The 12,406-nt window shown below is 52.2% G+C and carries 16 protein-coding genes; 14 read left to right on the forward strand and 2 right to left on the reverse strand.

What is annotated here, in order from left to right; all coding sequences use genetic code 11:
- The first annotated feature begins 153 nt into the window (after nt 1–153).
- The 14 genes from ACMGGW_RS24255 to ACMGGW_RS24320 all read left to right on the forward strand — a co-directional run bounded on the left by ACMGGW_RS24255 (nt 154) and on the right by ACMGGW_RS24320 (nt 11,528).
- Nucleotides 154–1,773 (forward strand): hypothetical protein, encoded by a 1,620-nt coding sequence (locus tag ACMGGW_RS24255; protein WP_420279541.1) that lies wholly within the window; start codon nt 154–156, stop codon nt 1,771–1,773.
- Nucleotides 1,773–2,231, forward strand: a complete 459-nt coding sequence (locus tag ACMGGW_RS24260) for a phage tail protein (RefSeq protein WP_049232666.1) — start codon at nt 1,773–1,775, stop codon at nt 2,229–2,231. The genes ACMGGW_RS24255 and ACMGGW_RS24260 overlap by 1 nt, the downstream gene beginning before the upstream one ends.
- Complete coding sequence (locus ACMGGW_RS24265; protein ID WP_085337420.1) at nt 2,206–2,421, forward strand: tail protein X; 216 nt, start codon at nt 2,206–2,208, stop codon at nt 2,419–2,421. The genes ACMGGW_RS24260 and ACMGGW_RS24265 overlap by 26 nt, the downstream gene beginning before the upstream one ends.
- 3 nt (nt 2,422–2,424) lie before the next feature.
- Nucleotides 2,425–3,546, forward strand: a complete 1,122-nt coding sequence (locus tag ACMGGW_RS24270; RefSeq protein WP_420279542.1) for a contractile injection system protein, VgrG/Pvc8 family — start codon at nt 2,425–2,427, stop codon at nt 3,544–3,546.
- Nucleotides 3,547–3,569: 23 nt separating this feature from the next.
- A complete protein-coding gene (locus tag ACMGGW_RS24275; protein WP_420279543.1) occupies nt 3,570–6,185 on the forward strand; it encodes a pyocin knob domain-containing protein in 2,616 nt (871 codons plus the stop codon).
- Nucleotides 6,186–6,259: 74 nt separating this feature from the next.
- The gene (locus ACMGGW_RS24280; RefSeq protein ID WP_420279544.1) at nt 6,260–6,544 is read left to right on the forward strand and encodes a DUF4236 domain-containing protein; all 285 of its coding nucleotides are present in this window, start codon (nt 6,260–6,262) and stop codon (nt 6,542–6,544) included.
- 756 nt (nt 6,545–7,300) lie between these two features.
- The gene (gene repA, locus ACMGGW_RS24285) at nt 7,301–8,137 is read left to right on the forward strand and encodes a plasmid replication initiator RepA (protein WP_238969655.1); all 837 of its coding nucleotides are present in this window, start codon (nt 7,301–7,303) and stop codon (nt 8,135–8,137) included.
- A gap of 648 nt (nt 8,138–8,785) precedes the next feature.
- The gene (locus tag ACMGGW_RS24290; protein WP_154871534.1) at nt 8,786–9,073 is read left to right on the forward strand and encodes a hypothetical protein; all 288 of its coding nucleotides are present in this window, start codon (nt 8,786–8,788) and stop codon (nt 9,071–9,073) included.
- Between the two features lie 76 nt (nt 9,074–9,149).
- Nucleotides 9,150–9,374, forward strand: coding sequence for a hypothetical protein (locus tag ACMGGW_RS24295; protein ID WP_238969656.1), 225 nt, complete (start codon nt 9,150–9,152; stop codon nt 9,372–9,374).
- Between the two features lie 105 nt (nt 9,375–9,479).
- Nucleotides 9,480–9,791, forward strand: coding sequence for a hypothetical protein (locus tag ACMGGW_RS24300; protein ID WP_238969657.1), 312 nt, complete (start codon nt 9,480–9,482; stop codon nt 9,789–9,791).
- Nucleotides 9,792–9,865: 74 nt separating this feature from the next.
- Nucleotides 9,866–10,129 carry a hypothetical protein gene (locus ACMGGW_RS24305; RefSeq protein ID WP_238969658.1) on the forward strand — a complete coding sequence of 88 codons (264 nt, stop codon included), beginning with the start codon at nt 9,866–9,868 and terminating at the stop codon, nt 10,127–10,129.
- 323 nt (nt 10,130–10,452) lie between these two features.
- Nucleotides 10,453–10,632 (forward strand): type II toxin-antitoxin system HicA family toxin, encoded by a 180-nt coding sequence (locus ACMGGW_RS24310; protein ID WP_420279545.1) that lies wholly within the window; start codon nt 10,453–10,455, stop codon nt 10,630–10,632.
- A 73-nt stretch (nt 10,633–10,705) separates the two neighbouring features.
- Nucleotides 10,706–11,113, forward strand: coding sequence for a type II toxin-antitoxin system HicB family antitoxin (locus ACMGGW_RS24315; protein ID WP_420279546.1), 408 nt, complete (start codon nt 10,706–10,708; stop codon nt 11,111–11,113).
- Nucleotides 11,114–11,285: 172 nt separating this feature from the next.
- Nucleotides 11,286–11,528, forward strand: a complete 243-nt coding sequence (locus ACMGGW_RS24320; protein WP_238969661.1) for a hypothetical protein — start codon at nt 11,286–11,288, stop codon at nt 11,526–11,528.
- Between the two features lie 47 nt (nt 11,529–11,575).
- On the opposite strand, the gene ACMGGW_RS24325 is transcribed toward ACMGGW_RS24320, so the two are convergent.
- Both ACMGGW_RS24325 and ACMGGW_RS24330 read right to left on the reverse strand, forming a co-directional pair.
- Nucleotides 11,576–11,815, reverse strand: a complete 240-nt coding sequence (locus ACMGGW_RS24325; protein WP_420279547.1) for a hypothetical protein — start codon at nt 11,813–11,815, stop codon at nt 11,576–11,578.
- Nucleotides 11,812–12,321, reverse strand: a complete 510-nt coding sequence (locus ACMGGW_RS24330; protein WP_420279548.1) for a DUF2778 domain-containing protein — start codon at nt 12,319–12,321, stop codon at nt 11,812–11,814. The genes ACMGGW_RS24325 and ACMGGW_RS24330 overlap by 4 nt, the downstream gene beginning before the upstream one ends.
- Between the last annotated feature and the right edge of the window lie 85 nt (nt 12,322–12,406).

Below are 12,406 nucleotides of genomic sequence, written 5' to 3' on the forward strand. Positions count from 1 at the left end.
TTTTTGCTGCCGCCCGACAAGCGGGGGAAACCGAAATCCAGCAAGGGCTAAGGCTCCTGGGGCGCCGGCTGCATTACACGCTGGGCGACTGGCTGAACATGCCATTCAGCGTGTTTAGCGATTTTCTGGTGCTTGAAGTGGAGATAATCAATCGTGGCCGGACTTAGCCAGAAATTAAAGGCCGTTATCAGTTTCGGCGGCAATATCGACTCCTCCTGGGGCCGTTCTACGGACGGCCTGAAAAAGGGATTGAGTTCTGTAGAAAAACAGTCTGAAAAGCTGGGCAAGCAACAGAAGGCGCTTGCGCTGGAAATGAAGAAGGCGAAGTTAGCCGGCAAAGATATCTCCGGGTTGAAACGCGACTATGCCGGCGTGACGCGCGAGATAAAAAAAGCGGATGCCGCTCAGGAGGCCTTTAACCGTGATTTGCAGCGCGCCGAACGCCTGCGCCGCTTCGGTGCCGGCGCAAAAACGGCGGTCGGCCGCACGCTGAAAGCGGGGATCGGGATGACGCTCGGCGGTGGCGCGCTGGCTGCCGCTGCCGGCGCGATCCTTTCCCCTGTGAACATGAATGCCCGGACCGCTGAAGCCGTCGGCAAAGCGAAAACCTATGGCGTGGGCATCGAGACGTATAACGCCTGGGACAGCTTCGGAAAGCAAATGGGGCTGAACGGTGAAAACTTCGGGGACCTCCTCGAGGAGCTGAAGAACAAAGCCGGCGAATATAAGGCGACCGGGGAGCAATCCTCGCTTAACGATGCTTTCAAGATGCTGAAATTTGGCGCCGGCGACTTTGCCGGCCTGACCAATGAGCAGCAGTTTGAGAAGATCATGGAGCGTGCGCTAACCCATAAAGACGAGCAGGAAGCGGCGTCCGCTGTTGATATGTTGATGGGCGGCGAGGCGAACAAAATCCTGACGTACATGCGCCTGACCGGTAAGAGCTACAAAGAGCTGATGGATCAGCAGAAGCGTTACAACCTGGTGACGAAAGAAGGCGCAGATGGCGCCATTCGCGGCAATATCGCGTTTAGCAATCTGCGCAGCGTGTGGGGGTCGGCCGTTGAGGAAATCGCCGGCAAGCTGGGCGGATCATTGGCGCCGAAAGTGACGCAGCTGGCGGACGAGCTTTCCGCCTGGTTCAAAAATGGCGGCATAGAAATTATCTCCACCACGATCAGGAACAAATGGATCCCGAACCTGGTGGAGTTCGCCAACGGCATCATGACCGTAACAAAGCTGTTTCTGGCCATTGCCCGCCGTTTGTCCTGGCTTTTACCTAACGAGCAGAGCGACAAAAAAGCCATAGTGCGCTCACTCGGGAGCGGTGACATTGCCGGCGCGCGTGATTTTGCGCAGTCGCACGGGCTAGGTTCCTGGCTTGAGTCAATTCTGGCAGACCCGGAGAAGCAAAAGACCCTGCAGGGGATTTACCGCGATACGCAATATTCCGTGACCTCTGAACGCGTATTCAGCCCGGGCGAATATTGGGACAAGGCGGACGATCGGATGTTAGCCGCAATCGGTGAGACGGATAAGGGCGATGATCCATTAGATGGCGCGTTTGCTTTCCTTTCATCGCTGACCAATCAGGGCGCTGCCGGCGACAAGCCCACGATGACGGACAATCGCCGGCAAGAGGTGAATATGACGGTGATCGCTCAACCTGGCCAGGATGCGCAGGCGGTGGCGGATAGCGCGGTTTCATCACTGAAAAACATGGACGTGTTCAACGGCAATAATGCGATGTATGACCCTGCGGAGGCCTGGTAATGGTAGACATTATCGGCACGATCACCGGCGCCTATTCAGCCAGGCAGCCGGCAGACAGCGCCAGCATCATGATGATGCTCGGCAATTTTGAATTTTCCATCGATACGGCGACGTATAACCAGCTGACGCGTGAGGCCCGTTGGCGCTGGAGTGAGCAGGAACGGATCGGCCGGCAGGACTTACTGCAGTACACAGGGAAATCGGCGCGGTCCGTCAAAATGGACGGAGAGGCGCACTCACAGTTTAGGAACGGCGTGGCCAGTATCGATGCGCTGTATGACCTGGCTGACAAGGCGGAGCCTCAGCAGTTGGTGAGCAGCGCCGGCGATGTATTGGGCTGGTGGGTCATTACCGATTTTACCGACACGACGCCGGCGTTTCTGCCTGGTGGCGCTCCCCGCAAGAAAACCTACTCGATCACGATAAAACACTATGCCGACGAATTATCTAACCCGTGAGGGCGATGTGCTGGATGCCGTCTGTGCGGCTCACTATGGCACGGAGAACCTTTCCCAAACCGTTGTAACGGTTTTGGATGCAAATCGCGAACTGGCGGCCCTGGGGGCCGTCTATCCGGCGGGGATAGTCATCACCTTGCCAGACATTGAGACGCCGACGCCAGAATCGCCGATACAGCTATGGGATTAACCGATGCAACAAAAACAGCCGGCCGAATTTCGGCCAGAATTTCGCATAACTGCAGAGGGGCGAGATATTACCGCGATTCTGCGGGAAAACCTGGTTGATCTCAGCCTGACCGATAACGGTGGCGCCACGGGCAAGGCTGACGAGCTGCAGATCACCCTCCTGTCTGAAACCCTAAAACTACCGCCAAAGGGCGCCCGCCTCCGTGTTTCCCTGGGATTCAATGGCCAGCTGGTGGACAAGGGCTGGTTTGTTGTATCCGGCCGCGCCAGCAGCGGACCGCCGCGAAAAATCGTGTTGTATGCCACTGCAGCCCCTATGAATGCACAAAAGCAACCCGGAGACGTACAGAGCCAGAAAAGCCGCAGCTGGGACGCTGTGACCCTCGGGGACATTGTGACGACGGTCGCAAAGGATAACGGACTGATCCCGAAGGTTGCCGCGCAGCTGGCCAGCATTGCGATCGAGCATATCGATCAGGTGCGAGAGTCTGACGCCGCGCTGATGACTCGCCTGGCGCGAACGTATAACGCGGTTAGCAAGCCTGCCGGCGGCTATTGGCTATTCCTGGAACAAGGAGAGGCGACGACCGCGAGCGGGCGCCGGCTTACCAATGTGACGATCACCCGGGAGGCGCTGACATCGTGGAGTTATTCAGATGGCCAGCGCGGCGCTACCACAGAAAAGCCAGCGAAGACGGCGGACGGCAAAGGCAAAAAGGGCAAGGTGAGCGTTGCATACTACGACGCCGCCGACGGCCGGACTAAAACGCAATCACTCGAGCATAACGGGCCTGACCAGGCTAACCCGTTCACGCAGCCGAGCAAGGCCCAGGCTGATAGCAGCGCCAAAGCCAAAATGACGAAGGCCAACCGCAACGAGCGGCGAATGACGCTGAGCGGCCCGGGGCGGCCGCAGTACGTCCCGTTAACGGCAGAGGCTCGGATAACAACGGCCGGTTTTGGCGAAGAGGAGGATCGCACCTGGTTAATTGAGTCCCTGGCGTTCTCGTTGAACAGCTCCGGCCTGACGATGGCGTTTAACCTGGTCACTGATATTAAACCGCCGGCAGGCAGTAAGACGGCGAAGAAAGAAAAGAAATCTGATGGCATTGGCTATTTTGATTAATCCTCCAGGCGAAAGAGGTAATAATGGGTAACTTAAAATCCCCTAAGACTGCGCAGCAGTTGAAATTAGCCCCGAACGAGGGGAAATCAGACGAATTATCCTTACCATTATCAAAACTCCCCCGAGTTAAAGACCTAAAACGAGATGCATTAATTCCTGTCGTTAATGACGATGTAACAGAGGTGACAACTGTTGACGATATCGCCAAGTTAGCTAAAGGGGATAAGGGCGATAAAGGTGATAGCGCATATCAAGTTTGGTTATCAGCAGGCAATACAGGGACTGTGCAGGATTACCTTAACTCCCTTAAAGGAAAGCCAGGCGCTGACGGTGATGATGGACTATCAGCCTATGAGGTTTGGTTAGCGCAGGGTAACAAAGGCTCTGAGGCGGATTATTTAGCGTCGCTGAAGGGGGATAAAGGTGATAAGGGTGATGCTGGCGGATTTGTCGATTTACCAAATACGACCGATTTAGATACGGTTAAAGCGCCAGGCGGTTATACAGTTAATGGCTCGAGTAACTGGCAGGCATTGCATTATCCGTTTGCGGTTGTCTCTGGCAATAAAGTAATGATGAATGTTTCAACTGTGAAAAGTGGAACGTTTGACACGATAATCCAAACTTTCTTTGCGACTAATTTAAGTAATCGCCCAGGCTCTCAAGTCCGAGTGTTAACTAATTCCGGTTGGAGTGGCTGGGTTGGGTTGACCGACTTTAATTATGTTGATACTAATTTTGTTCGAGTTCCTGTATTAGAGCAGCTTGACCTAAAAATTAGTGAAACAATAGGCGATAAACCAACCGTATATAGCTATCAAAAGCCGACGAATGACGGGAAAGGGCCTAATATCGAGTTTGCGCCGTCTGCAAATCCAGGTGTTGTTATTTCCCTGCCGTGGGGCTATAGGAGTTTTAATCAAGGCTCATTTGGTGGGTTAGTGTTAGCTCTGGATTCCGCCGGCGATATGTATGTAAATATCGACATGCAGCGCCCGGATGAGCCGGCCGCGTGGAAGAAGTTTTCATTTGGAGAGGGCGGAGGTGGTGATAATCGCTGGAAAGCCCCTATGAGTGAATATGCTGGAAATCTTAACGCATTGATTGAGGCAGGGAGCTATTACACAAACAGCGGCACCACGGCGAATAACTGGCCGACTGCTGGTGTGGCATCGGTCATCGTCCAGACTTCAGGCACTGCGCCGACTGCAAACGTTACGCAAACTGTCGTCGCTACCGATGGGCGCCCGCGTACTCGTTACAGTAACAACGGCGGCGCAGCCTGGTCAGCATGGCAAATGATGGCCTATTCGTCAGAAGTGCCTAACGCTGGCAACTGGGGAGCACCCACAGCAGGCCTGACGGGCAGCATTAACGGCGTGATTGGGGCTGGTAGCTATTGGGCTGCAGCGGAGCAGGTAACGCCTGCGAACGGCTGGCCAGTGACTAAATTTGATGCCACTCTGCAGGTATATCGATCCGGTACATTTGTGCAGCAAGTTTGCGAAACGAAATACCGAATGCAGAGCCGTTACAGCGTAAATAGCGGCGCCAGCTGGACGGAGTGGGCGACGGTTGCCTTAACGAGTGATATTCCGGCGCGCCTGTTCTGGCAGGCGGATAACAGTGACTACGGCCAACGCCCTAACGATATGACGTCGATCGCTGACCAGGGAATTTATCAGTTTAAAGCTGATTCTTGGGTGTCGATTGCAAACGGATTCCCGGTCGCGGGGGTGGCGTGTACGCTCGAATGTAAGGGTGGCCGGAATGGTAATAACGTACAAATTTGCCATGTGGCTGGCAATACCCAGCTATCTTACCAGCGTTATCGAAATGCGGCTGGTACGGGGTGGGCGCCGTGGTATCCGGTGAGTTCGGCATGGCACGCTGCCGACGACCTGCAGCGTGGATCCATCAACGACCTGCGTCAGTTGGCTAATCAGGGCGTCTATCAGTTTTCGCATAACATCACGCCGATCACCATTGCTAACGGATTCCCATTTGATGCTGCAGCTGGTGAACGTGTAAACGTGATTGTTTCCGTGGGGTTTAATGGTGGTGATGCAACGCAAATATTGCATAGGACAAGCCAAAACGTAATTTATACTCGAAGTTATGTTAATTCATGGGGGGAATGGAAGGAGTTAGGCGGGGGTGTAAAACTAGATCCAAATGCAAATAACTTGCTGTCAAATAGCAGCGACGGATTGTTATTTGATAGATATAAAGCTCCCAACGTCGGGATAACAGGAACTTATGTTAGCACTGGCGGTGGGCCTGATTTTACAGCGGATAATGCTTTTAGTGAAACGGGCGGGGTGTGGCGCGTTAAAAACACAACAATGCTTAGCCGAGTCCCCGCTAAATATAGTGGGGCTGTGATTGTAGATGTTTCGCTGGGTAAAATACCATGTGATAGCTCAGGAATACCCTTGCAATATACCTTGAGCACAACAACAACAAGCAAACAAGTTAGCGGAGTATGGCGCCAGCACTCAGTAATGATTTTGGCTGTAGTAGGTGTGCCGGTTAAATTAATGGACGTTGCATCCGGTGCTTTGGAGGACTATAAAGAGGGCGCGGCCTGGAATGTGAGTGTTAAATACACATTCGGTGAAATGGCGCCATCTGTATAAACCGTGATTTAGTCATATAGTTGGCCGGCTTGCATTGTGTTATGCTGCCGGCCTTACACAGCATGGAGGTTGTTATGGCTATCCGGTTTAGAAAAAGAATTAGAATCGCGCCAGGTGTTTATATAAACATTGGGAAGAAAGGCATTAGCACGTCAATAGGTGCGCGCGGCGCCTCTGTTAACATCGGGAAAAGAGGTGTTAACGGAACGGTCGGTATACCTGGATCGGGGCTGTCTTATACAACGAAACTTTCGGGAGGGAAGACTCAGGAAGAGAAAGAGCAGAAGGATTATCCGCTTTGGTTTCGCCTGGCGGTTGCTGGCGTTGTATTTTTCATTGTGTATGTATTGACGAAGTGATTGAAACCAAAATAGGCGGTTGACTCCGCCTATTTTAGTGTTCCCTGGTGCTGGTGGTTTTAATTTTTAACGACTCCAATAAACACAGCTCGGATTATATTTCCGATTCTTATCACCGTTCGCTTTAAAAGCGATGCCGGCTTGCACTTGTCACAGTAGCCAGGCTCCCCGTTAGGCCAGTCAGCCTCATCATCGATCCAAAGTCCGCACGTTCTGCAGAAAGTCATGTTGTAGGACGACATGCCACACGCTCCTTATGATAAACCTATTAAGAGTGGGTATATCGGCAGCTGTTGGCAAATGGTTATAGCCGATCGATAACTTCTGATTGATCGGCACGGACGATCATAAAACAGCCCTTCGGAGGTCGAAAAGATCGGTTATTTTTGCCGCTTTTGCGTTTTAGTTTGACGTACAGGGGGTTACGAGTAGAATCAGATCGCAGCAAAAGGATCCTTTAGGGATCCAGATCGGATAACGAACAATAAGCGCTCGACCGGCTCGAGATCTAATGCGAAGCTGGGAAAGGTGTGCTAGAGTCTGTTCGTGACCCCGAAATGTGGTTTTGAGTCACAAAATGAATTAACGGCCTCTCGGTGATGTTTCCGGGAGATACAAAAGCAAAACCCCCGCAGCTGGTAACTGCGGGGGTTCTGCCGGAATCCACAAGAAAAAATCTATCGGACGCCTCGACAACTCCGATAATAGACGTGGATTCAGGCAAAAGCAAGCGCAATGCGCCGAGAATCCGCGTACATGTTTACAAACTATGTCCATAATCCCGCCCCGGCGTTTGTAGCGCCTGAGCACCACAAAGCGAGGCCCAGTTTCATCAGGAAACTGTGTAATTTCGCGTCTAAACGCAAGGTTTGGAAGTGGGAAGGGTTCTATGGGCTGCAGCCGATAAATCCCCAAACTCTGAAGCCTATCCGGCGCCAACGGCATTTTAATTTGCACCGTGGCCGAGCTATCCAGGCTGTCACCGAAGCGATCGCGCACCACTTGAACACTGTCACCGGTATAGCTCAGGTGAGCGTTGAAATGCTGGCGCACCAGTGCGGGCTTGCTACTAAATCGGCGGCCGGCAATGAGTCGATCACGCGGGCCAGCCGCGCAGTGCTGACGCTCGAGGAGTACGGGATTCTCAAGTGCGAAAAGGTGTGGGATAGAACGGCCGGCACCTGGATCCCGAAACTGATCGAGATTACGCCGGCATTTATTCGCATGTGCGGCCTGAGTGATGAAGAGTATGAGGCCGCCCAGCGGCAGCAATTGGGCTTCCAAAAGCGCGGCCTTTCTCTGGCAGACGCTGAGCAGCTCACGATCACCGAAGCACGCCGGCGCGCACGGGAAAACCATCGGCGTATAGCGTTCGAACGCCGGCAGAAACAGAACAAGGATCACGCCGCCCGGCGTTTGGCCAAGAAGCTGGCCACAAAGAGCCTGGACGAGCAACGCCATGAGATCACAAAAGGCCTGGTTAAACGCTTGGGCCGCGATGAACTGATCAGCCTCGGCCCCGAAGGGGTTAAAGAGCTGGTGGATCGCGAGCTGGGCCGGCTAAGGCGGATTGCGGATAGCCCGCCAATATAATCCCATCCTGAAACCTTTCCCCTGAATAGCGTGGCGTACAGCCGCGCTAGCGGCGATCCAGCCCTGGGCGCCATCGTTCAATAAATACCCACCAAAAAATCATCACAACGGCTAAGATCCCCCTCATGCCGCCGGCAATCACCTATCTCGATCTCTTATCCACATATAGATGCAAGCGGAAACCATTTTTGAATGCTTCCATTAGAAATAGATGCAAAATTACATTCTTTTAATCATGACTATTCATAACCTTATACGTCCCACGTTGTGGGGATAACGTCCGCCCTTGCAGCGAGCTAACGCTCGCGCCGGTTCGGATATCGGCGCAAGCGCCTCTAAGGTAGCTCCCAGGCGCAAGCGCCCGGGCAAATCGCTGAATATTTCTTTTGTCTCCGACCGGAAGCCAATTAAGCGCGGTAATGCCGTGCCAAAAAGGGCGCTTAGCAGGAAGAGGGGGCAAATTCGGCCTCTGTGGCCAGCTGTAAGCATCAAGCGAAAAATCGCGGGTGTTCGCCTGGTTATCTACACCGTGGCCTGTATGGGCGTTCTATGCAGTAGAAAGGCAGGCCTAAAAGATAGTTAAAACTTGCACATTAGGATAAAAAGTCCTAATGTTCACGCATCGAGAAGAAATGCGCAGGATCACAAATGACCGATTCAAAGATAAAAGCAGCTCAACAAGATGCGATCGATAAAGGGCTAAACCCTAAAACACTCCTCCCGTATACAGCAGGCTGGGAACGGCCGACGGGCGACGATATGCGCGTGATCATGACACTGGCCGGCTTCACTGGCTCAGCTGCAGGGAATTATGCCGGCGTTGAAGGTCGAACGATCAGGAAGTGGATTGCGGGCGCGCCTGGCCCAACTTATGCCGGGTGGTGTCTGCTGGTTTATGCCGCTGGCCTGGGCATGATACCGCCAAAGCACAAATGATAGATTTGCTATATACATATCGGAGGTTTGTTTCGTGGGCAGCATAACATTGAAGCGTAAGGGCCGAGCCGATTTTATGGATATGTTTTCCGCCGGTGCCTTTTCGAAAGTTGTGGCCACAAAGAACGAGCGCGGCCGCTGGCAGCTATTCGGCTTATCGACTTCTGGCGATATGGCGGTGTTTGTTGAGAAAGCGCGCGGCGATGTGCGGGAATGGTCCGGCCTGGACTACCTGGCGGCATTCTGCGGAAAAATGGGGATCGAGCGCTGGGAGGTTCACGCGCGCCGAATCAATAATTAAATAATTAAAGAAATATTTAAAATAGGTCTTGCAGAGTAGGAAAAAAAGTCCTAGTATATCTCTATCGGCCGGGCATGACGCCAGGGCCAAACCGGAGATAAACCGATGACCAATAAAGAAATTGCACAAAGTATCCTGACCCAGCTCGGCGGCAACCGTCTGATTGCAATGACTGGCGCCAAAAACTTCGTAGCCATCGATCGCGGGCTGCAATTCGATCTCCCAAAGAAGGCGCATTTTGTTAAAAATGGCATCACTCGCTTGCACATCGTGCTCGATGCTTCAGATACATACACGATCAAGGCGTTTAAAATCCGCGGGATGAACGTTACAGAGGTGAGCGAGAGCAGCATGATCTATTGCGACGTTCTGCAGGCGACTTTTACAGAACTGACAGGCTTAGATACACACCTATGATTAAGGCCCCTCCGGGGGCTTTTTTTTTGGCCACTATTACTTATACTGTATAAAAACACAGTAATGGTGATGTTATGGGCTTCATGTCGATCGGGGGCGCGGGCTACCTGGTGCAAAAAATCGGGGAGGAGCTGCCGCGCGTTCCGTTCCTCTATTCTGGCCAATCATTTGTTATCCGCCCCGAGGCGGCCGGCTATGTCGTTTATCATTGGTCTGCGCGCTCCTGGGAGCGATATGATGAAACGGTGCATCGTGACCAGCACGCGGCGTTTAATCACGTCTACGAGGCGGAGAGCGCGCGCTGGGCTGAAATGGAAAGAGCGATCAGAGATAAGTGATGAAAACGGCCGTTATGCCGGCATTTCCTCATCAAATCAGAATCGTCGTTTTGTTAACAAGCCAGTAACATTATTTAGGGTCGATATCAGGCCCGAAAACCCCTTCTTTTACCGTGTCCGCGCGGTTTTCGTGACGAGTAGCGATCCGCCAGGGCGCTTAACAACCATTATGTTAAATAGTCTCCTTTTGCCCCAAATTAGTGCAGAATGACCGGGCCGCCACTGAGTGGTACGCCATACCCACCAATAACCACTAAAAATATTGACAATGGTAGGTATTGGTGGGTATACTGCCCCCGAGTTGAAAAAAGAAGGAGGTTTTATTGAGTAGCAAGGAATTGATGAAATTGTTGGTTAGTAAAGGTTGGGAGCTAGACCGCGTAAAAGGAAGCCACCACACATTTGTGAAGGAAGGCAGAGATGACATTATTACGGTCCCCCATCCTGAGAAGGACTTAGCGAAAGGAACGCTACAGAAAATTCTCAAGCAGTTAAAGCAGTAACGTAGTAAAGCAGTAAAAGGGGCGCGCCCTAACGGGCGCGTCACTTAAAGAGAAACTAATTAAAGGTGAATGAATGAAATTTCCGATCTATCTCCATCAGGCAGAGGGCGGTAGTTTCTCCGGTTTCGTACCGGATATTATCGGCGCTTACTTTGCCGGTGATACCATCGACGACGCGATCGCCGATGCATATGGCGCAATTGATGCGCATCTAGAGTATCAGGCCGAGAAAGGCAAAGCGTTACCAAATGCCCAGGACATTTCCGCACACTTCCATGATGAAGATTGCCAAGGTGGGTTTTGGGCGTATGTTGATATCGATTTAAGTAAATATGACGGCAAGTCCGTAAAGTTAAATATCACTATTCCACAAAATCTGTTGTTGAAAATTGACCAGTATGTAGAAGTGCATCGCGAGTATACATCCCGCAGCGGCTTTTTAGCCGAGCTGGCACGCCGCGAAATGCAAAAAACCGCATAAAAAATAAAACCTTCGTTTTTCAACTCAAACAATTGCCCGCGATTCGCGGGCTTTTTTTATACGTTAAAGAATTAAAGAAATATTTAAAAAAGGTCTTGCAGGGTAGGAAAAAAAGTCCTAATATATCTCTATCGGCCGGGCATACCGCCAGGGCCAAACCGGAGATAACCCGATGACTTTAAATGTGACGATTCTCGGCGCCAAGCATTTTAACCTTGTGGCCCGTGGTAACGATATGACGCTGATGTTTGATGAAAAATTTGAGTGGTGGGAAATGTATACTGATAACGCCGCTCACCGCGCATATCGCGGCCCAGGCGTTCGGGTTTTTCACTCCCTGGCTGAGGTCGAAAAAGCGTATAAGAGCTGGCGCGGCATCGCTGAGTTAGTCGAAAATAATGATTTAAATAATTAAAGAAATATTTATAGGCCCGCCAATGTGCGGGCTTTTTGCTATGTGGGCTACGCTGATTTTTTTGGGACGAGGCGCAAGACGAGCCAGGAGGCCGCTGCAGCGATCGCGGCATAGATAGCGAGCAGATAGGCCGTTGATAGTGCCTCCGGGTCGCTGAGACCCCATTCCGTGGACTTGTGGACCATTTTAATCGCCATGCTGTTCGTTAGCAGCAGCTGAGACGGGATCACGTTCGGCAAGATGGCCATGAATAAAAGAAAGGCCACAACGGCCGCTAGCTTTCTCATACGGTGCAACGCCTCTCATAGCCGATCACATCGATGGAACCATAAGCCATCAATTTGTTATTCGTGCGTGGAATTCCTACCCGTGGCGTCCGTAAAAGCCGCTCCCGGAGCCGTACAAAGTCCTCTGCGTTGTATAGGGTGATACAGCCCAGGGAAAGCCTGGCAGGCCCGATGGGGTGTAGTCGGAACTGTCCGCGCTTAACGCTGTTTATCCAGGTGAAATCATCGATGCGGTGATCGTCGCGGTAGAGGGCGAACCAGGTGGCGTGATCTGTGCGGTTAACAAAGTCTTTCGCCCAGGTGAGAGCCTGGGAGCCTATGCCGCCCGTTGGCCGGTCAACAATCCAATAGCGCCCAGCTGGTAGCGCGCCGTCGTCCGGCTTATGCGTGCATCCTGGTTGATTGGTGTATTTGCCGTTGCCGGAGAACGCGGGATAGTTCCCGTTCACCCCGCACTCTAAAAGCGTAACGGTGTCCCGATTAAGTTTGAATCGTCCGTGAATCATCGTGCTCCTTGCGTAACTGCTGGATGAATAAGCGACAAATTGTAGTCAGAAACCATCGCCGGCGCACGAAAAGAAACCGGCCTTG

This window comes from Serratia sp. BNK-4 (assembly GCF_048685115.1).
GTDB lineage: Bacteria > Pseudomonadota > Gammaproteobacteria > Enterobacterales > Enterobacteriaceae > Serratia > Serratia bockelmannii.